A 22,023-nucleotide genomic window follows, 5' to 3' on the forward strand; every position below is an offset into this window, starting at 1 on the left:
TCGGCGATGGCATCGAAGCTGGATTTGTCCACCCAGGCAACCGTACCCACTGCATCGGTAACCAAAACTTTATCGTTACCACCTGAGGAAATATCCTCTGTTAAAATGGTACCGTTCAATATGTTTTCTGTCTGGACAGCGTCATCCGCCAATTTAGCATTGGTCACGGCATCGTCTCCTAATTTTACGGTAGTAACCGCTCCATCGGCCAATTTTGCCGTTACTATGGAAAGGTCCTCCACCTTGAAAGGATCCAAGGTGGTACCCACTCCAGTTATAGTAACCTGATCGGCGATGGCATCGAAGCTGGATTTGTCCACCCAGGCCACAGTTCCTACGGCATCGGTAACCAAAACTTTATCGTTACCACCACTTAATATGTTTTCTGTTTGGACCGCATTGTCTGCCAATTTAGCATTGGTCACGGCATCGTCTCCTAATTTTACGGTAGTAACCGCTCCATCGGCCAGTTTTGCGGTTACTATGGAAAGGTCCTCCACCTTAAAGGGATCCAAAGTAGTACCTACTCCGGTTATAGTAACTTGATCGGCGATGGCATCGAAGCTGGATTTATCCACCCAGGCAACCGTACCCACTGCATCGGTAACCAAAACCTTATCGTTACCACCACTTAATATGTTTTCAGTCTGGACCGCATCGTCGGCCAATTTTGCATTGGTAACGGCATCATCACCTAATTTTGATGTTACTATGGAAAGATCCTCCACTTTGAAGGGGTCTGCAACTGTACCTACTCCTGTAATTGATATTTGGTCGGCGATAGCCGTAAAGCTCGATCTGTTAACCCAGACTACAGTACCAACGGCGTCCGTAACCAATACCTGGTCTACACCTCCGCTTAAAATATTTTCTGTCTGAACAGCGTCATCCGCCAATTTAGCATTGGTAACAGCGTCATCCCCAATTTCCAATACCACATCACCCAACAAGGCATTTACATCTCCACTCACGTCAATGGTAGTGGATGTAATATTACCATCACCTGTTAGACTACTCAAATCGGCATTAAAAGTTCCCCCATTCTCTAGGGTAAGTGTCAATTGATTGTTAGCGGGATTAAAACTAAAAACCTGAAGTTGCTGGCTATCCGTAGATGTTAACTCCCAAGAGCCCCCATCCCAAAAGTATATTGTTCCTGTATTTGTATTTACATAAATATCCCCAACATCTGCACCAGTAGGTGTGGTTGTTCCAGGTGCGGTGACGAGTGTACCACTCAAAACCTCACAATTACACTGGTCTTCCAAATTTACTGTGGTTTGCGCCATAGCAAATCCAGAAATTAGAAATATGATTAATAAAATCCCCTTCCTCATGGTATATACTTTACTTAAGTTGGTCATTGTTGGTGTGGTTTAATATTCGAAAATGCTCAAAACTGCTGTAATTGAACTAAACCGATTTATAACACCCTACAAAATTAGCCGTATACATGGCAGTGAGAAATAAATGTTGTGTAACGCTATATTTGTACTGTCTATACATGGATAATTGAGGTTTTGATTTATCTTAAAGCCTATTTTCGAGGGATATCACTCGTCGATTATCCCAATAATAGCAACACTTGCCGAAATTCAACTGTAAGAAAAATCTGTGGATAGAGCGGCTTTAAATCGGGGAAAATTCACCAATACTTTAAAAACCTTGGGGTTAAATTTAGATAGATTTTCATGGTGTTATCCTCTTTGAAAAACGAAAATTACCCACTCTGGAAAGTTTAATGAAACATATGGAAAGTAATACAATGAAGAATACCCAAAAACCATCAATAAACTAACTTACAATACTTTATATATTTTATTTTAGAAACACTTGAGAGAAATATATAAGCTGAATCCAGATCATTTGATTTCGAAAATCCTGTTTAGGAAAAAACAATTCTACATATATGCTTTCCCAATCTCATCACTGCCAGGGATGCCTGTTTTTTTTTAAGGAATATAATGCTACAGACCATCTAGTTTTAATGAATGTCATTTATCGACTTTCAACCTGCACATTGATACTTGTCTAATTATTGGTTTGTGGAAGTCTCTACTTAATAAACTGTTGTAAAACAATCAAAAAATCAAATTGGTTTGACCCTATACGTAATTCTTCTGTTGGTGATAAGGGTGTAGCCCTTAATCACACTTTTGGGAGAAAACTCTGAGGTAGAATTGGCAAGAGTAGCCGTTGATGTTAAAAAATTCCCTATTACTACACCGGGAGGCAATGGAATAGTAAACTTGAACCTATTGGTATTGTCCGTATTTCCATCCAAGTCCGTATAAGGCGATGTACCAGATTCAGCATCAGCCCCACTGCCCTCCACCACGGTAGCCAAATAGGTCTGACCCTCACCATAATCGGTAGACTTGACCAATTGATTGTCCCCTGCAGTAGCACTTCCTTGATTTATATCGGTCAAGAATAATTCTATGATTGCCCCTGGCCTGGCCCAACCTTCTACTACCATATTGGTACCAGCGGCGTAGGCGGCCGAAATAATTGGGAAGTTGATTAACCCATTGGGACCATTATCCCCATCACCATTATCGTTAAGTGTTACCCCATCACCGTTCATATTGGATGCATCCAAATCTATACCCAGAGAAGGAGACCTTTGGCCATTGTTATATATGGAATTTTGGGAAATCAATACTCCTGATACATTATTGGCAACTACGATTCCTTCCCCTTGGTTGCTGTGAATAAGGTTTCTAAAAACAGTGGCATTGGATGCTTTTAAACGAATACCGGAATCATCGAATATTCCTCCGCCGCAGGCGATACTGTTAATTCCATTATTGGTAATGGTATTTTCGGTAATCATAAGTCCCGCATTATAATTATCTCCTTCAATGCCTATTCCAGCTGCCTCATTGATCAAATTGTACCTAATTACCACTCCGCTACCATTCATTAACAATATATTGTCTGTGCAGCTGTCATTGGCCCCATTTCTATAGAAATGGTTGTATTCCACAACCGTAGCGGTACCACCATCCACCTTTAGGGCAGCCAAATTGGATCCGCTCAGAAAATTTCGGGAAATAGTGGCCGCACCATTTTTAGTCTCCACGGCATATTCCAAATTACCGGATTTAACACCAAGAGCATTAACCCCAAGTAAATTTTCATATAGAAACGCGGTGCCCGCATTTACTTGTATGGCCGATTTGTCATTGTTGTAAACAGCAAGGTTCCTTAAGGTTGCTCCAACCCCTTCCAATCTAAAAAGTTCCTTAGTCTCCCCATGAACCTGGATTTCGGGTAGATTATAGACCGGCAGTGACGCTGCGGAAATACCCACAGAAGAACCCCCATTCCCAACGGTCCCTAAATTGGTATCACCGGTATAAGCAGTTTGCGTCCTGCCATCAATTACAGTATTGGTTCCTATTATTTTTGAAAGTTGATTTCCGTCGGAGATAGAAATATTAAAGTACCCGCTGGCAAAATTGGCATCTGCCGCTCTGCCCAATGGATCCGATGTCGGCGGAATCATAAAAATGGAAGTCTCCTCCCCTGTCAGTGGATTGAAAATGGCATTAGCCTCTATATCCAAACCTATCTCATTTAAATTATTGGAATTGACTATAAATTGTTCCAAGGAGCCCTGCCCAAATTGATTGGTGTTGACAATCGTATTAAAGTTGAACCCAAAATCTATACCTACAACCCCATCACCTGCTACGGAGACCGTTGAAACACTCTGGGCATTATTTATTACTCCCAAAGCAACATCCTGTTGTGCGGCCGGGTTGGCTCCTCCCACCTCATCAGTCACCTCTATCAAGGAAGAAGGACCACGATATTTCCTAAAAGTTTGTACGGGATAACAAGTAGAACAATTGAGACCGCCCCTATTGGATTTAACAGTTGAATTGACCGCTTTTATACGATACGCCCCATCTGCCATTCCTCCAAAGGAATAATACCCATTAATATCCGTTGTTTTTCTCTGGATAAAAGTACCTGCAGCATTAAAAAGTTCCACTATGGCACCAGAAACTCCCAACCCCCCGGAAGTTACCCTATTCCTGCCCGGCCCACCTGGATAATTAACATCTTCAAAAACGGTTCCAGCAATTAAATTGGAGGGTACCTTGAGCACTACTGCAGCAGAAATCACAAAATCCTGCCCTACATTGACGTTGGCAGTTACCTGACTATCCGATGGTAGTATATACGAAGATATATCATAGGTATCCAAATCTACACCATGGGAAGTTGAAGAATTATATATTGGCAAAACGGTATTATCGAAAATAGTGGAATTATAGGCATTGTTGCCAGTTTGACCGCCGTCTCCCGATAGTATATAGGTTGTTCCTGATTGATTGGTTACCGAAAGTCGCTCAGGATTCGTGGATCCAGAACTAGATCCATCCAAATTGGGGTCTCCCTCCCAGGACAAAAATGTGGCTTTGGCCCCAGAACCGGCAATGGCATAGAATGAATCCAAGGTAAAGGAGGTACCTGCATTACTAAGACCGTCAAAACCTTGATATAGATTAATGTTAACGGCTGGCAAGGAAGGATCTTCATAAAACACGATCAAAGTCCAGCCCCCAAGTACCGTAGCTGTTGAGCAGTAATTACCGGTATTATCTATGTTTAGGCCACTAAAATCGTAGGTATTGGTAGATGGATTGGGAATTCCCTTTACAATGTTGGTCACATCACTGACATAGCCGTAAAAGTTCCTATTGGTCAAAGTGGTCTGGTACAAATAATTGGCAGAAACGTTCTGGCCCTCAAAGATTACATCCGGATCACGTACACTATTGGAATGTGCCCAATACAAATAAGCCCTTTCCACAGTTGCCGTAGCCGGAATAGGAGAGATTAAGGTATTGGATGAGGAGTTTGTTATGAGACAGGCGTTGCCACTATTGCTTTGAGTTCTTAATGTTCCCCCTGTAGTGGAATAGTCAAAGTACCCATCGAACTCCTGAAAAAGTGTCAAAGGGTCATTGGCCAAAATCTGGGTATTGATGGTTCCTGTTCCGGTATCCGAATAATTGATGGTACCATAGGACGCTGTAGCCCCTGTAAACCTAATGGTGAAATCTTCGGCAGTTTCCGGGATTCCATCATTAATTATAGGTACCGAAATAGTCTGCACATTGCCCAACTGACCGTTAAAGGTCAAAGTCCCGGCGGTTGCGGTATAATCGCTTCCAGCCAAAGCGGAACCGTTCACTGTTTCAAAATTAACAGTAAAAGGCACATGAATAAAACTGAACAAAAAAGAATATCCGTGGCGTACACGTGTCTGGGTTACCGTAAAAACAGCATTACCAACTGTTTCATCAAAAGAAATGTCATTTATTACTATTTTGGGACCTTCAACAACACATTTTATGGCAGCCTGCCACCCAGTTCCAGTGGTACTCCCATTAGAGGTGAACCTAAAAGTTAAACAGCCTCCTGCACCGTATGGAGAATCAATTGAGGTAGGAATATTATTGTTGTCGTAGACTCCAATTGGCGTACCCGTTGCCGTGGTGCCACCATAAACATAGAGTATATCGCCAACGGCAACATCAAAACTTGTAAAATCCACACTAATATAATTATTGGACGTGTCCGGGCAAATGGTATGGACCCTACTCTCATTATTGCTGTAATTCCCACCAACACTTCCAGAATCAAAGAAAACGGCATTACAGGTATTGGTCGTTGCCCCATTGGTAATTATGAGGGCATCATTATCCAAAATAGTTCCCGTGCCTATATCGGTAATATCTACTGTAGATAGGGATTTTCCTGTAAAACTAACAGTAAATATCTCCAAATCCTCCACTACGGTATCATCTAAAATATTTATGGTGATAGTCCTTGTAACCCCCGAGGTGCCTGTAAAACTTAAAGTTCCTGTCTTGGCCGTATAATCACTCCCGGCTGTAGCTGTACCGTTATTGGTAGTGTAGTTTACCGTAAATGCTGAAGCATTGGAACCTGTATGGGTTACGGTAAAAGAAGCCGTTCCTGCATTTTCATTTACAGATACATCGTTAATGGTCATAATAGGGCCAAAGGTGGCAGTGAACTGTACATTATCTATGTAGAAGTAGTCACTACCGTCCCAATCCCCGCTTCCGGTAATAAATCGTATGGAGGAAGATGCTGATATTTGACTAGTAGTTAAATTATAGGAAATGGAACCTATTCCATCGTTATTTAAGGTTGAAACTGTCTGCCAAGTTGATCCATTCCACAATTGCACCAATAAGGTTTCCCCTCCCCTGCTGGATCCATTATAATCGAAAGTAAGCGTAACCGTACCGGCGCCCGCCAAATTAAGATTCCTTTGGATGGTCTCATCCGTTAAACGCCTAAAACGTAATTGGCTACTATTGATCCTTATATTTCCGCCGGAAACACTGTTATCATCATTGCTTTCGGTCCAACTGGAAGAAAAATTGTTGGTCCCATTGTTGTTGGAATAGGATGATGAATTAAAATTATCCAAATAGGTTTGTTGCCCTGACATTTGGGCAAAGCAGAAGAACACCATAAAAAGAACAGGTATTCTTTTTTGAAGGCAAATCCTTGTTATCATTAAGTAGAGACGATCCTAAGAGATCAACATATCAAATGTATTCCAAGAAAAGATGCAAGTTTTGAAAATGTTGTGTACCTAACAAATATAAATGCCAAAGATTAAAATTACGACATCTTCAAAATTGAAAGCAGGCATTTTTGCCATTTAAAAGCACTTATAAGAATGTACTATTGCCCATCTTGACAACCCTCAATTCTTTTTAACCCTGTAAGTAATTCGTCTATTGGTAATTACAGTATATCCTTTTATAATACTCTGTGGTGAAAATTCTGAGGTTGAATTTGAAATAGTGGCGGTCGCAGTTATAAAGTCTCCCTTCTCTACACCCGGTGGAAGTGGAATTGAAACCTTAAACCTATTGGTGTTGTCGGTATTACCATCCAAATCTGTATAGGAAGATGTACCTGATCGGGTATCCGAACCACTGCCTTCTACGACCGTTGCCAAATAAATCTGGCCCTCACCGTAATCCGTAGTCATTCCCAATTGGTTATCCCCTGCAGTGGCACTTCCTTCGTTTATATCGGTCAAAAACAATTCTATAATTGCCCCTGGCCGTGCCCAACCTTCAACTATTAAATTGGTGCCGGTTGCATAGGCCGCTTCAATAATGGGAAAATTCAGCAAGTTATTTGGGCCATTATCCCCATCGCCGGAATCGTTTAGGGTTACACCATCACCATTCTCTTTGGAAGCATCCAAATCAATACCTAGGGATGGTGACCTTTGGCCATTATTATATATGGAATTTTGAGAAATCAAGATACCTGAAACATCTTCGGCCACCACGATTCCCTCTCCATGATTGCCGTGAATTACATTCCTATAAACAGTAGCATCTGCTGCCTTTAAACGAATACCGGAATCATCGAATACTCCCCCACCGCAGGCATTGTTATTTACACCATTATTGGTAATGGTATTTTCAGTGATCATCAATCCTGCAGCATAGTCATCTCCTTCAATCCCTATTCCTGCAGCTTCGTTGATCAAATTGTAACGAATTGTAATCCCACTACCACCCTCAATTAAAATATTATCGGAACAGGTATCGTTTGCCCCATTACTATAAAAATGGTTGTATTCCATGACAGTAGATGTTCCCCCATCCAAATGAACTGCGGCCACATTTGAACCACTTAAATAATTTCTAGCAATAGTTGTTGCCCCATCCTTGATTTCCACTGCATATTCCAAGTTACCGGATTTTGCTCCCAGGGCATTTACCCCGAGCAAATTCTCATATAGAAAAGCGGTACCGGAATTTACCTGAATTGCCGATTTATCATCCGTATATATAGCCAAATTACGCAGGGTAGCACTATTCCCTTCCAATCTAAAAAGTTCCATGGAGTCACCACGAACCTGAATTTCCGGTAAGTTATAATCGGGAAGTACTGCAGCTGCAATACCTACAGTGGTACCCCCATCCCCTATGGTTCCCGAGTTACTATCACCCGAATAGGCGGTTTGTGTCCTACCATCAATAATGGTATTGGTTCCCGTTATTACTGATAACTGGTAGGCATCAGTGATATTAATATCAAAATACCCGCTGGCAAAATTGGCATCGGCGGTTCTACCCAATGCATCTGATGTTGGAGGTATCATAAATATGGAGGTGTCTTCCCCAGCTGCCGGGTCAAATATAGAATTGGCCTCAATATCCAAACCTGTTTCATTTAGGTTATTGGAATTGACTATAAATTGTTCCAAGGAACCTTGTCCGAATTCGTTGGTGTTTACTATGGTATTGAAATTGAAACCAAAATCGATGCCTACAACACCATCTCCTGAAACAGAGACCGTTGACACGCTCTGGGCATTGTTTATGACCCCCAAAGCAACATCCTGTTGTGCAGCCGGATTTGCGCCTCCCACCTCATCCGTCACGTCTATTAATGAGGAAGGGCCACGATATTTTCTAAAAGTTTGTATAGGGTAACAAGTAGAGCAGTTGAGTCCACCCCTATTTGATCGCACTGTAGAGTTAACGGCTTTTATGCGGTAGTCCCCATCGGCCATCCCCCCAAAGGAATAATACCCATTAATGTCGGTAGTCTTTCTTTGAACAAAATTACCAGCGGAATCAAAGAGCTCAACTACGGCTCCTGATACTGCCAATCCCCCAGAAGAAATTCGGTCCCTACCAGGCCCTCCTGGATAATTCACATCCTCAAAAACCCTACCGGCAATTAGATTGGAGGGTACCTTAATAACCACTGCGGCCGAAATTACAAAATCCTGACCCACGTCCACATTGGCGGTAACCTGAGTATCCGATGGTTGTATATATGTTGATATATCATAAGTATCCAAATCTACACCATAAGAATTTGCCGTATTATACACCGGACTTACAGTATTGTCGTATATGGTGGAATTATAGGCATTGTTCCCTGGTTGCCCTCCATCCCCGGTAAGTACATAAGTAGTACCCGATTGATTGGTGATGGATAGTTCTTCCGGGTTACTGGAACCAGAACTGGAACCGTCTAGGTTGGGATCTCCTTCCCAAGATAAAAAAGAAGCTTTTGCCCCAGAACCTGCTATGGCAAAGAAAGAATCCAAGGTAAAGGAGGTCCCTGAGTTACTTAGACCATCAAAGCCTTGGTACAAATTAATATTTACAGCAGGCAAAGAGGGATCTTCATAAAACACTATTAGCGTCCATCCCCCAAGTACCGTAGCTGTGGAACAGTAATTTCCAGTATTATCTATGTCCAAATCGCTAAAGTCATAGGTATTTGTGGACGGATTGGCAATCCCCTGTACTATACTGGTTACATCACTTACATACCCATAAAAATTACGGTTGGTCAGTGTAGTCTGGTATAAATAATTGGCAGATACGTTTTGCCCTTCAAAGGTTACGTCAGGGTCCCTGACCGTATTGGAATGCGCCCAATATAAATAAGCCCTTTCCACCGTGGCCGATGCTGGTATGGGAGAAACCAATGTATTGGAAGAGGAGCTTGTTATGGCACAAGCATTACCGCTGTTACTTTGCGTTCTCAGCGTACCACCTGTAGTTGAATAATCATAATACCCATCGAATTCTTGGAATAATGTCAAAGGATCATTGGCCAAGATCTGCGTATTGATAGTTCCCGTTCCGGTATCCGAATAATTGATGGTGCCGTATGAAGCTGTAGCCCCTGTAAACCGAATCGTAAATTCTTCGGCATTTTCAGGAACCCCGTCATTGGATATCGGTACTGAAATGGTTTGGACATTTCCCAACTGACCGTTAAAGGTCAATGTCCCACTGGTGGCGGTATAATCACTACCTGCCAAAGCGCTGCCATCAACCGTTTCAAAATTTACTGTGTACGGAACATGCACAAACCCAAACAACCAACTGTACCCATGTCGTGCCCGGGTCTGTCTTACCGTAAACACCGCATTACCTATATCTTCATCAAAAGAAATGTCGTCTATAACTATTTTGGGGCCCTCTGGATAACAGTTAACCTCGGCTTCCCAGCCTCCAGCCGTATTGGAACCATTGGAAATAAACCTAAAAGTTAAACATCCTGAGCTATGGGTTGACTCTATTATATCCGGCACATTATTATTATTGTACTGTCCTATTAATGTGCCAGATGTTGTAGTCCCTTCATAAATATATAAGAGATCGCCATTGGCAACATCGAAGCCAATAAAATCCAAACTAATGTAATTATCTGCAGTATCAGGGCAAATAGTATATACGATGTCCTGGTTGTTGCTATAATCATTAATCCCCCCAGGATCCAAAAAGGTGTCGCTACATGTATTTACCGTAGTGCCATTGGTCATTATTATACCATCATCATCAACAATGGTTGCAATAGCCGTATCCGCAAGATTAACACTGCCATCGGATGATGATGTAAGCTGTATGGTAAAGGTTTCGTTACTTTCAATTATGCCGTCATCATTTATGGCGACGGTAAAGGATTCGGTATCTCCAGACGTACCATTGAAACTTAAAGTTCCCGTAGTAGAGGTATAATCACTTCCTGAACTAGCAGTACCATTTACCGTTTGATAATTTACGGTAAAAGGACCTGTTGCGTTCGGACCGTTATGGGTAACGGTGAAGATTGCGGTTCCTGCCCCCTCATTTACCATAATATCCTCAATATTCATCCTTGGTCCTCGTGGCTGACATGAAATTGATGCCTCCCATCCTGCGCCAGTTACACTATAATCGGAAGTAAACCTAAAAGTTAAACATCCTGAGGCGTTGGTTGCTGTTATCGTAGATGGCGGTGGATTGCCATTATGATATTGACCAATTAGTGTGGCCGAAGTGGTTGTCCCATCATATACATATAAAAAATCATATCCTGATTCAACGTCAAAACTATTGAAATCCAATTTTATATCTGTATTGGCGGTATCAGGACAAAGAGTATATATCAGGTTTTCATTATTTGAATAATTTCCAGTTCCTCCAGAATCGAATAAAGCACCACTACAACTATAATCAGTGACGCCATTAGTAATTATTTTGGTATCATTATCGACAATTGACGCAGTACCTGTATCTGTAATAATTACTGAAGGGTTAGATCTCGCCGTAAATTGAATGGAGAAGTTCTCTAAATTTTCGACCTCCGTATCATCCAATATATTAACAACCATGGATCTTGTAACTCCTGAGGTGCCCGTAAAAATTAAGGTGCCAGTAGTAGCGGTATAATCGCTTCCTGAAGAGGCAGTGCCATTCACGGTAGTATAATCCACTGTAAAAACACCAACGGTATTTGCTCCAGTATGTGTAGCTGTAAAGGTAGCCGTTCCATCCCCTTCGTTAACGGTAATATCGTCTATAGTAATTACTGGGGCTGTGGAATACTCTATGGTTAACACAGGAGCCCCTGAGGAACTGCCATCATGTGACTCTGCTGTACGTTGACCCGAACCGGTAATAACAAAGACCATGGAATTACCACTACTCCATCCGCCCCGATCTACAATTTCCTGTACAATAGCACTCAAATTTGGTGTCTGTTGATTTGGACCGGCCTGACCTACAGTATTCCAGGCTGGTATATTGTTCCATGCCACAGATGCAGAAGTGAGTGTTCTGCTAGATATATTGTAGTCCCCATTTCCAAAATTACCCGGATTATTTTCATCTTGCCCCCTAATAACAAGTGATGTTGATTGTGAATCAGTTTCGTCCGTAGTAAACTGAATATTTGCACTAATTATAGTAGCCCCTTGGGGAACATTGATATTTCTGAACCTTATACCAACCAATTGGTCATTGCTCCCGTCTCTAATAAGTTCCAAATCCGAACTTCCTCTATCCATATCCCCATTGGAAACCCTTTCCTCGGCATCGTCATTATCGTTTGAAACCTGGGAGGTTACGGTTGTTTGTCCAAAACTGCTGGATACCGATAAAAACAGAAATAATAATAAACAGAAAGCTGAAATACCCTTGGACGGTAAAGAAGTATATGATCCTATAATTTGTTTAATAGTATTGGTAACCACAGGTAAAAACATTCTTAGAATAAGGGTCACCGCATTAAAGGGCGTTATTATACGCCTAAATGCTTTTGAACTGGCTTTATGATGGTCTTTAAGTTTGATAATATTGGTTTTTTATCCCACTTTTTAGCGTTTCAAGTTTTTCAACCTTAGTAAAACAAGTAGAATTGAGCTTAAAAATATATCGGAAGATGACAGCTACCTAAATTTTGTTGTATAACGAACGTAACCTACAGTGAATGCCATGTTTTCTGCTGTTTCCACTAAAAGAATTTTTGGAAATTGACTAATCTATAAGTGTATTTGAACGATAACCCCCTATAGTCAAGGTGCTGCTATATTTAATGTAGAATGGCAATTAAAGTAATAGTGGTTTTGAATAAAGGTCTAGGCAATACGGTTACATATCAACCCTGTAGGTTATTTTCCTGTTGGTAATAACCGTACTGACCTTAACTGTTAGCAAGGCCGAGGATGATGCTGTTGACGGACAACTTGACCCCGATTTTGAGGCCAAAACACGATACCTATATCCATTTTTATCGGCCCCTGCAGTCTTAACGGTCAAGGCTGTAGACTGCGTTCCGGCATACTCCGCACCGTTTGAAATGTTGTTGAAGACTGTTCCCCCATCTGTACTTACCTGCCATTGATAGGTATCTGCATTTGTTGCGGTTACGGTGAAAATAGCATTGCCACCTGTAAATATTGATTGGTCCGGTCCAATAGTAGCCGTAGGCGGGGTATCTTGCGTAACAACTATGGCTGTTCTGGCACCACTGCGGCAATTGGTTGTGGTATTCCGTGCTTCCGCGTAAAAAGTCCCTGGACCGCTGGGAGTATAAGTTGTATTGCCCAATAGTAATAAAGTACCTCCACTGGGCGAATCGTACCAGTCCACCGTCTCCCCAAAACCTACCGATGCGGTTATGCTTGGTACTGCATCTCCTAGGCAATAGGATTTGTTTCCTCCACTGCTAGGCGAATTCACTACTGGGCAGGCGCAATTGGGGGCAGTAACAGGTAATTGATTTGTACAACCATTGGCCCCAGTCACCGTTACCACAATGTTGGTTCCAGAAGGAACATTGGTTATGGCCCACACATTGCCCGATGTATTTGTAACAGTTCCAGCCGTACTCGTAACTGTTCCCGTACTAACAGTTACTTCCAATTGATAGGTAGTAGGTGAAAATAGCCTAAATACACATGTGGGAGGACTAGAAACGGATATTGTAGGTCTTGGAAGAATGGTTAGTTTTACAGCAGTTCTAAATAAGCTTCTGCGACTTGAATCTGAATTGTCCACACTTTCTCCGTAATAGGTTACACTACCTACCGTGTTTAAAGTTGGAGAAACCGGAGAACCACCACTTGTAGCCGTATACCATACCACATGGGCCCCGGATGGTGGGGTAGCAGATGCAGTGAGTGTCTGTATTGGATTTTGGGCACATTCTGTAATATCCCCATTGCTGGTAGGTGGAGGAAGTGCTGATTCTATTTCGTCGAAAGAATACTCATAATTGCCGTTTCCTTTACAAGAAGAAAACTCCCTTGTTCCCAAGTAAATTCTTTGGGAATTATTACAATTTTTGTCTGTATCAATATGCCCCCCATTGTTATAAATTATAGCATCTGAAGGCAAATGAAGGTCGGCATTTTGGACCCAAGTTAAAACACCATCGCTTTGTACGGCTATTAACATTATGTTGACGTAAAAATCCCCATTATTTGGTAGCGAAAGGGTGTCATCAGCACCGGATTCGTTTCCAATAATAAGCTTGTCTATAGTATAGGAAGTTATGTTCACATTTAGGGTTACAGTATTACCACTACCAATGGTTACCGTACCCACGTTACTATTTTGACCTGGATATGATGTGGCATTTACCCACGCAATACCATTATAAATTTGCCATGTGCTTGCACTACCCCAATTTCCTGTAGCCTTCGACCTATAATCTCCAGTAACCTGAGCAAATACAGGGATACTAAAAACTACAAACAAAACTATTAAAACCGTTTGTTTTAATTTCTGGCTCAAAAATTTGGATCCAAAAGACATCTATTACTCCCTATTACGACTGGCTAATAACTAAAATCAAAATTGAAGCCAAGTCTATATTTAACATTACCGAAACCATGGATTCCAGAGTCAAGTGGTGAAATTATTAAAAAATAAAAGTGCATGGAACAATATGTTGTGAAGTACCAACAAATTGTGGTAAGGAAGTCACTTAAGAGGATTTTCGGACCAAATGATCAGCAAACATTAATAAAGTCAATGGACTTATAATACTATTAATACTATCAACATGTATTAAACCTTGACAATTGTGCATAAAAAAGCAGCTGTTTTCACAGCTGCTCCAAATAATATTTAAAACCGTAAATTTATTCCAAGATCAGGAATTCGGACCTTCTGTTCAGTTGATGTTCAGCTTTGGAGCATCTTACACCATTGACACACCTATTCACTAAACGGGTCTCACCAAAGCCTTCACCCTGCAAACGTTCCTTAGCAATTCCTTTTGAAACCATATAAGCAACGGTAGATTCCGCTCTTTTTTGTGACAACCATAAATTATAGGCATCAACCCCTTGACTGTCCGTATGGGAAGTAACCTTAAGTTTTAAACTTGGATACTTTTCCATGGCAGCAATTACCTTTTGAATTTCAATTTCAGCATCCGGCCTAACATTATATCTATCAAAATCAAAGTATATGGTGCTAAGCTGTAATAATTTGGCCAGATCGTCGCCATAGCCCGCTGTTACGGTATCTCTTTCCAAATAGAAATCTACGATCAATGGCTTGCTATCGGATATATTTAGGTACTCTTCGGAAGGCACATATCCTTGCATGGTAGCCCTGACAAAATTACCTTTATTACAGTCTATTGTAATACTATAGTTGCCATTTGAATCCGTAATTGCCGATGCCAATTCCTCATTGTTTTCATCTATAACCTTTACCGTTGCCCCTACCAAGACTTCATTGGATATTTTATCCCTAACGGTACCTGTAATTGGTTTTATACAATCGAATTCCAATTTTTTAGTCTCTACAAAACTATAGATATCGTCCTCACCCACTCCATTCTCCCGGTTCGAAGCAAAATAGCCGTTTCTGGTCTCTTCATTTATAATGAAGGTAAAATCATCCAACTCGCTGTTTACGGGTTTTCCTACATTTAAAACGGTCCCTATATACTGACTGTTGGAAATTTTCGTAGCAAATATGTCCAAGCCACCTAAGCCAGGATGACCGTCGGAAGAAAAATATAGTACATTTTCACTGGTAACATAAGGGAAGGTTTCCCTAGCTTCCGTATTGATAATATTTCCCAAATTTACTGGAGTTCCATAAGTACCATCACTATTAATGGCTACTTTAAAAATATCCGACTCCCCATAGGTACCTGGCATATCGGAGGCAAAATATAATATTTTTTCGTCTGGACTAAGGGTAGGGTGTGCTATGGAATAGGATTCACTATTAAATGGAAGCTCCTCAATCTGGGACCATATTCCGTTTTCTTTAACTGCCTTGAAGATCTTTAGGCGTACAACTCCCTTCTCATCCTTTACTGTTTTGCCATCAAATAGATTATTTCTGGTAAAATAAAGGGTGTTACCATCCTTTGTAAAAACCGAAGTAGATTCGTGATATCTGGTATTTATATTGTCTCCAAATTTAACCACCTTGTTTTCAGAGATACTATCTGCATTTACCTTGTACAAATCCAAGAAATCTTTGGAATTCCAAGTATGTCTATATCGAGCCAAATTACCGGTATCCCTATCTGAGGAGAATATCAGCCCTTGCCCATAAAAGGAAGGGGCAAAATCCGAATACCTGGAATTGAAAGCAAATTTACCAATTTCATATCTCCCTGAATTTTTCTCAATTTCTGCCAAGTAGTCCCTTTCGGCCATATAAAGGTTGGCCCTAACATCTGCTGAAGTTATTTGGGAAAACTCTGCCATTACATCCTTGGACAAATCATATTCCCCCAACGATCTCAACGTCTGAGCATATCTAAAATAGTACTCCGGTCCAATTCCCTCCTTATATTCAGTTAGGAGTCTTTTGTAAATTTCGGATGCCTCTTTGTATTCAGCATTAAAATAATAAGAATTTCCTAGTTTCATTAACAGATCCGCTGACGTATATCCCTTGTCCAAGACACGTTTATAGATATCAATGGCCGGGCTAAAGGAATAGTCCCGGTATTTTTCATCTGCCTTATTTATCAACCTATCCTGGGCAATGAGCACATTACCTAGGACAGAAAATAATACTGTCAGCAAAAAAATTCTTTTTATCATTTTATTTTTTTTAAAAGAAACGCGGAGAAACCATTCTTCGGAACGATTTAACCAGTTCAAATCTTAAAAACACTTCAAAGGACCCGTCATTAAATTGTGTGCCTCCCAACTCCGTAGTTTCCCTATCATAAGCCAGACCAATCATGAACTGATCACTTAGCTGAAAGCCAAGCAGACCACTTACAGCAGCATCCCATCTATAGGCGGCTCCAAAGCTAAATTTGTCATTGAACAAGAAACTGGCCGATAAATCTATTTGTAAGGGTGCCCCGCCCACGACTTTGGTCAAAACTGCAGGCTTAAACTTAAAATTATTATTTAGGTCAAAGACATAACCAGTAATCAAATAAAAATTCATTCTCTCCTTGGAAAGAAACTGAACTGAATTGGCATCCCGTTGGGAATTATCAAAATATTCGGTTTCCACCATATTGGGGGCCGAAAGACCGGCATAAAACTTATCCGTATGATAATATACCCCTACCCCAAAATTTGGGGAAAACTTATTGTCGATGTTCTCGCCCTGTATATTTTCAGAATCAAAATTGTTCAATCCATTAAAATCCAGACTCAACATATTCCCCCCTACTTTTAATCCAAAGGATAATTTGGCATCCAAGGCAACATCAACGGTATAGGACAACACGGCATCGAACTGGGTTTCCTGAACCACACCATCCCCAATATTATCATTGATAATAGAAATACCGTAACCCAATCTACTATTCCTTATTGGCGAATGCAGATTTAAGGTCTGTGTTTTAGGCGCACCTTCCAAGCCAACCCACTGGGAGCGGTAGAGTGCCGCTGCACTCAATTGTCCCCTAGACCCAGCATAGGCCGGGTTTACACTCATAGTATTGTACATATACTGGGTATATTGCGCATCCTGCTGGGCGTACAGTCCTGCAAAAAGGGAAAACAACATTAAAACGGTAACGAGGAGACTCTTTTTATATATCATCTACAATAAAATATTTTATTTACTCACATAAATATAACCACTATCTGTAATATTCTGCTGTTTATTTTCATATTGGAAAATATAATAATAAACTCCTGCGGGCAAATAATTGTTTCCAGTTACAGTAGATCTTGCCTTGGATCTACCGTCAAATACATTATTTTGGTTGTTATACCCTTTACCTTCGTAAACGGAAACACCCCATCTATTGAATATTTTTAAGGTATTGTTATTGGCATTTCTAACTCCCCTAATAAATAGGAAGTCGTTTTTGCCATCAGAATTAGGGGTCACAAGTTGATTTACTTCAATTTTTTCATCCTCATCCCCTTCTTCAATAATAACTGTTACCGTGCCAGTATCACAATTCTCCGCATTGGCAGCTTCACATATCATGTAGTCGATAGTGTAAGTACCATCGGCAGTGCCGGGGGCCACACTTACACTTCCATCCTCATTGATCGTTAGAACAGCCGTTGGCGTAGAAGTGAGCACCACATCTGTAGCAGCTACCGGATCGCCATTAAGGGTATCGTTGTCCAGCACGTTGCTACCAAGGATCAGTCCAGTGTTATCCGTATCTGTTGTATATGCGTCGTCTACCGCAACAATTACATTGTCCATATCAGGGCCTACCTGAACGGTTACCGTACCAGTATCACAATTGTCCGTATTGGAAACTTCACAGATGGTATATTCTATGGTGTAGATGCCATCGGCAGTACCCGGGGCAATGCTAACGCTGCCATCCTCGTTTATGGTAAGTTCGTCCGTTGCTGTGGAAGTAAGAATTACATCCTCAGCGGCTACCAACTCGCCGTTGATGGTGTCGTTGCCAAGCACGTTGCTATCGGGTATAACACCACTAACTCCGGTTTCCACGCCATAGGTGTCATCCACGGCATCGATCACATTGTCCATATCAGGACCTACCTGAACGGTTACCGTACCCGTATCGCAATTGTCCGTATTGGTTACCTCACAGATGGTATATTCTATAGTGTAGGTGCCATCGGCAGTGCCGGGTGCCACGCTAACGCTGCCATCCTCGTTTATGGTAAGTTCGTCCGTTGCTGTGGAAGTAAGAATTACATCCTCAGCGGCTACCACCTCGCCGTTGATGGTATCGTTGCCAAGCACGTTGCTATCGGGTATAACACCACTAACTCCGGTTTCCACCCCATAAGTGTCGTCCACGGCAACAATTACATTGTCCATATCGGGACCTACCTGAACGGTTACCGTACCGGTATCACAATTGTCCGTATTGGAAACTTCACAGATGGTATATTCTATAGTGTAGATGCCATCGGCAGTGCCGGGGGCCACGCTAACGCTGCCATCCTCGTTTATGGTAAGTTCGTCCGTTGCTGTGGAAGTAAGAATTACATCCTCAGCGGCTACCACCTCGCCGTTGATGGTGTCGTTGCCAAGCACATTGCTATCGGGTATAACACCACTAACTCCGGTTTCCACGCCATAAGTGTCATCCACGGCATCGATCACATTATCCATATCGGGGCCTACCTGAACGGTTACCGTACCAGTATCGCAATTGTCCGTATTGGCCACCTCACAAATGGTATATTCCATAGTGTAGGTGCCATCGGCAGTGCCGGGGGCCACGCTAACGCTGCCATCCTCGTTTATGGTAAGCTCGTCCGTTGCTGTGGAAGTAAGAATTACGTCCTCAGCGGCTACCAACTCGCCGTTGATGGTGTCGTTGCCAAGCACATTGATATCGGGTATAACACCGCTAACTCCGGTTTCCACGCCATAAGTGTCGTCCACGGCATCGATCACATTATCCATATCGGGGCCTACCTGAACGGTTACCGTACCAGTATCGCAATTGTCCGTATTGGCCACCTCACAAATGGTATATTCCATAGTGTAGGTGCCATCGGCAGTGCCGGGGGCCACGCTAACGCTGCCATCCTCGTTTATGGTAAGTTCGTCCGTTGGTGTGGAAGTAAGAATTACGTCCTCAGCGGCTACCACCTCGCCGTTGATGGTGTCGTTGCCAAGCACATTGCTATCGGGTATAACACCACTAACTCCGGTTTCCACGCCATAAGTGTCGTCCACGGCATCGATCACATTATCCATATCGGGACCTACCTGAACGGTTACCGTACCCGTATCACAATTGTCCGTATTGGCCAACTCACAGATAGTATATTCTATAGTGTAGGTGCCATCGGCAGTGCCGGGGGCCACGCTAACGCTGCCATCCTCGTTTATGGTAAGTTCGTCCGTTGGCGTAGAGGTAAGCACTACGTCCTCAGCGGCTACCACCTCGCCGTTGATGGTGTCGTTGCCAAGCACATTGCTATCTGGAATAACACCACTAACTCCGGTTTCCACCCCATAGGTGTCGTCCACCGCATCGATCACGTTGTCCATATCGGGACCTACCTGAATGGTTACTGTGGCCGATGCACAAACATTAGGATCGGGAATAACGTTACATACTTGATAAACTATAGTTACAGTTGTATTGGATTCCGATTCAACAGGAGTATAGTTCAAGAAACCAGTTTCTTCATCAAAAAGAACAGTTCCTAAGGCGCTGCCACCAATCATGGATAAAGAGGTAATACCCAAATTGTCAGGGTGATTATTAGGCAAGTAATCATCATTTTCCAAAATATTGATCGCTACTTCTGTCAAGGCAGGGGTTGACCCGGAGTCATCCCTCGCAGTTGCAACAAGTGGATCAGGATCTGTTCCATTTGGATTTCCGTCATTGTCACAATCAAGAACCTCCCAATCTACACTAGGTGTTAGGGTTACACTTTCGGGAAGGTAATCACATGGATCTAAAGGATCTGTACCATCAGTTTTCTCGTCCTCATTGGTTACCCCATCCCCGTCGCAGTCAGTATCGTTCCATGTACTGGAAGGAGCTACAGTTTGGTGGGCCAAAACAAAATCGCAGGAATCCAAGGGATCAGTTCCATCAGTTTTCTCATCTTCATTGGTCACCCCATCCCCGTCACAATCAGCAATTAAATATGCGCCACTTTGCGGCAAGGTTATATGTTCAGGATTATAATCACAGGGATCCAAAGGATCCGTGCCATCGGTTTTCTCGTCCTCGTTAGTTACCCCATCACCGTCACAGTCCTCATCGTTCCATGTACTGGAAGGAGCTACAGTTTGGTGGGCCAAAACAAAATCGCAGGAATCCAAGGGATCAGTTCCATCAGTTTTCTCATCTTCATTTGTCACCCCATCCCCGTCACAATCAGCATCTAAATAAGCGCCACTTTGCGCCAAGGTAATGTGTTCAGGATTATAATCGCAGGGGTCCAAAGGATCTGTGCCATCGGTTTTCTCATCTTCATTGGTCACCCCATCCCCGTCGCAATCGGAATTTTTCCATTCCGTTGAAGGAGAACAGTTTTGATGCGCCAAAACAAAATCGCAGGGATCCAAAGGATCTGTGCCGTCTTCTTTTTCTTTTTCATTGGTCACCCCATCGCCGTCGCAATCGGCATTTTTCCATTCCGTTGAAGGAGAACAGTTTTGATGGGCCAAAACAAAATCACAGGGATCCAAAGGATCTGTGCCATCTTCTTTTTCTTTTCCATTAGTTACCCCATCCCCATCACAATCCGCATTTTTCCATTCCGTTGAAGGATCACAGTTTTGGTGAGCCAAAACAAAATCGCAGGGATCCAAAGGATCTGTGCCATCTTCCTTTTCTTTAATATTCGTTACACCGTCACCGTCACAATCTGCATTTTTCCATTCAGTTGTAGGAGCACAGTTCTGGTGGGCCAAAACAAAATCGCAGGAATCTAAGGGATCTGTACCATCGGACTTTTCTTTATTGTTCGTTACACCGTCTCCGTCACAATCTGCATTTTTCCAGGTGTTTGAAGGTGTACAATTCTGGTGCGCCAGAACAAAATCGCAGGAATCCAAGGGATCTGTACCATCGGCCTTTTCTTTATTATTGGTTACACCGTCACCGTCACAATCCGCATTTTTCCAGGCATTTGATGGAGTACAATTCTGGTGGGCCAAAACAAAATCGCAGGGATCATTAGGGTTCGTACCATCCTCATTTTCTTTATCATTGGTCACCCCATCCCCGTCAGTATCCATCGTAGTAGCAAATGATGAAACTTCAAAAACTGATGGAATAGGACTTATTTTATTTATCGCGTTAGAATTAAAGATTCCTGAAAAATCCTTTACATTACTGGATAAATCAAGATCACCAAAAGAGAAAAGATCCCAAAATTCGTTTGAAAGATTCTCCTTTACATTTGATGTCGCATTAACATAGTCTCCATTTTCTATGGATATCCCATTAATGGATTTAAAATTATAGGCAGGAGTATTCCCATAGGAGGACGAACTTCCAAAAACTAATATAACAGTGATAAGTGAAAAATAACGAGCCAATTTGCCGAAACATTTCACAAAAGTAAAATTCTCCATAAATGATAGTTTTATAACAACTCATCACCATGGCATAATAGGTAATATAGAAAAGTAAGAAGTTGGGGCCAACTCCAATATTACATGCAAGATATATCTAAAAAATCAATAGTCATAAGGTTTTCAAGCCATAAATCATATAAAATCTGCCAACAACCGTATTACTCGACAAAGTGTTAATTGTTTTATAAAACGACCTCAA

General features: G+C 41.9%; 7 protein-coding genes. All 7 read right to left on the reverse strand.

Annotated features, from left to right (window positions below; all coding sequences use genetic code 11):
* On the reverse strand, nt 1-1,364 hold a 1,364-nt coding region (locus tag BUA60_RS15525), incomplete at its 3' end, for a hypothetical protein (RefSeq protein WP_218587932.1).
* A 725-nt stretch (nt 1,365-2,089) separates the two neighbouring features.
* A complete protein-coding gene (locus BUA60_RS15530; RefSeq protein WP_072863270.1) occupies nt 2,090-6,574 on the reverse strand; it encodes a Calx-beta domain-containing protein in 4,485 nt (1,494 codons plus the stop codon).
* Between the two features lie 192 nt (nt 6,575-6,766).
* Nucleotides 6,767-12,082: a Calx-beta domain-containing protein gene (locus BUA60_RS15535; protein WP_072863272.1), complete on the reverse strand. Its 5,316-nt coding sequence runs from the start codon at nt 12,080-12,082 to the stop codon at nt 6,767-6,769.
* Nucleotides 12,083-12,467: 385 nt separating this feature from the next.
* Nucleotides 12,468-14,114 carry an immunoglobulin domain-containing protein gene (locus BUA60_RS15540; RefSeq protein ID WP_143153209.1) on the reverse strand — a complete coding sequence of 549 codons (1,647 nt, stop codon included), beginning with the start codon at nt 14,112-14,114 and terminating at the stop codon, nt 12,468-12,470.
* 350 nt (nt 14,115-14,464) lie between these two features.
* Nucleotides 14,465-16,402, reverse strand: a complete 1,938-nt coding sequence (locus BUA60_RS15545) for an OmpA family protein (protein ID WP_072863276.1) — start codon at nt 16,400-16,402, stop codon at nt 14,465-14,467.
* Between the two features lie 10 nt (nt 16,403-16,412).
* Nucleotides 16,413-17,366, reverse strand: coding sequence for a PorP/SprF family type IX secretion system membrane protein (locus tag BUA60_RS15550; protein WP_072863278.1), 954 nt, complete (start codon nt 17,364-17,366; stop codon nt 16,413-16,415).
* A 15-nt stretch (nt 17,367-17,381) separates the two neighbouring features.
* Complete coding sequence (locus tag BUA60_RS15555; protein WP_072863280.1) at nt 17,382-21,821, reverse strand: T9SS type B sorting domain-containing protein; 4,440 nt, start codon at nt 21,819-21,821, stop codon at nt 17,382-17,384.
* Between the last annotated feature and the right edge of the window lie 202 nt (nt 21,822-22,023).

The sequence above is a fragment of the Arenibacter palladensis genome, from assembly GCF_900129275.1.
GTDB lineage: Bacteria > Bacteroidota > Bacteroidia > Flavobacteriales > Flavobacteriaceae > Arenibacter > Arenibacter palladensis.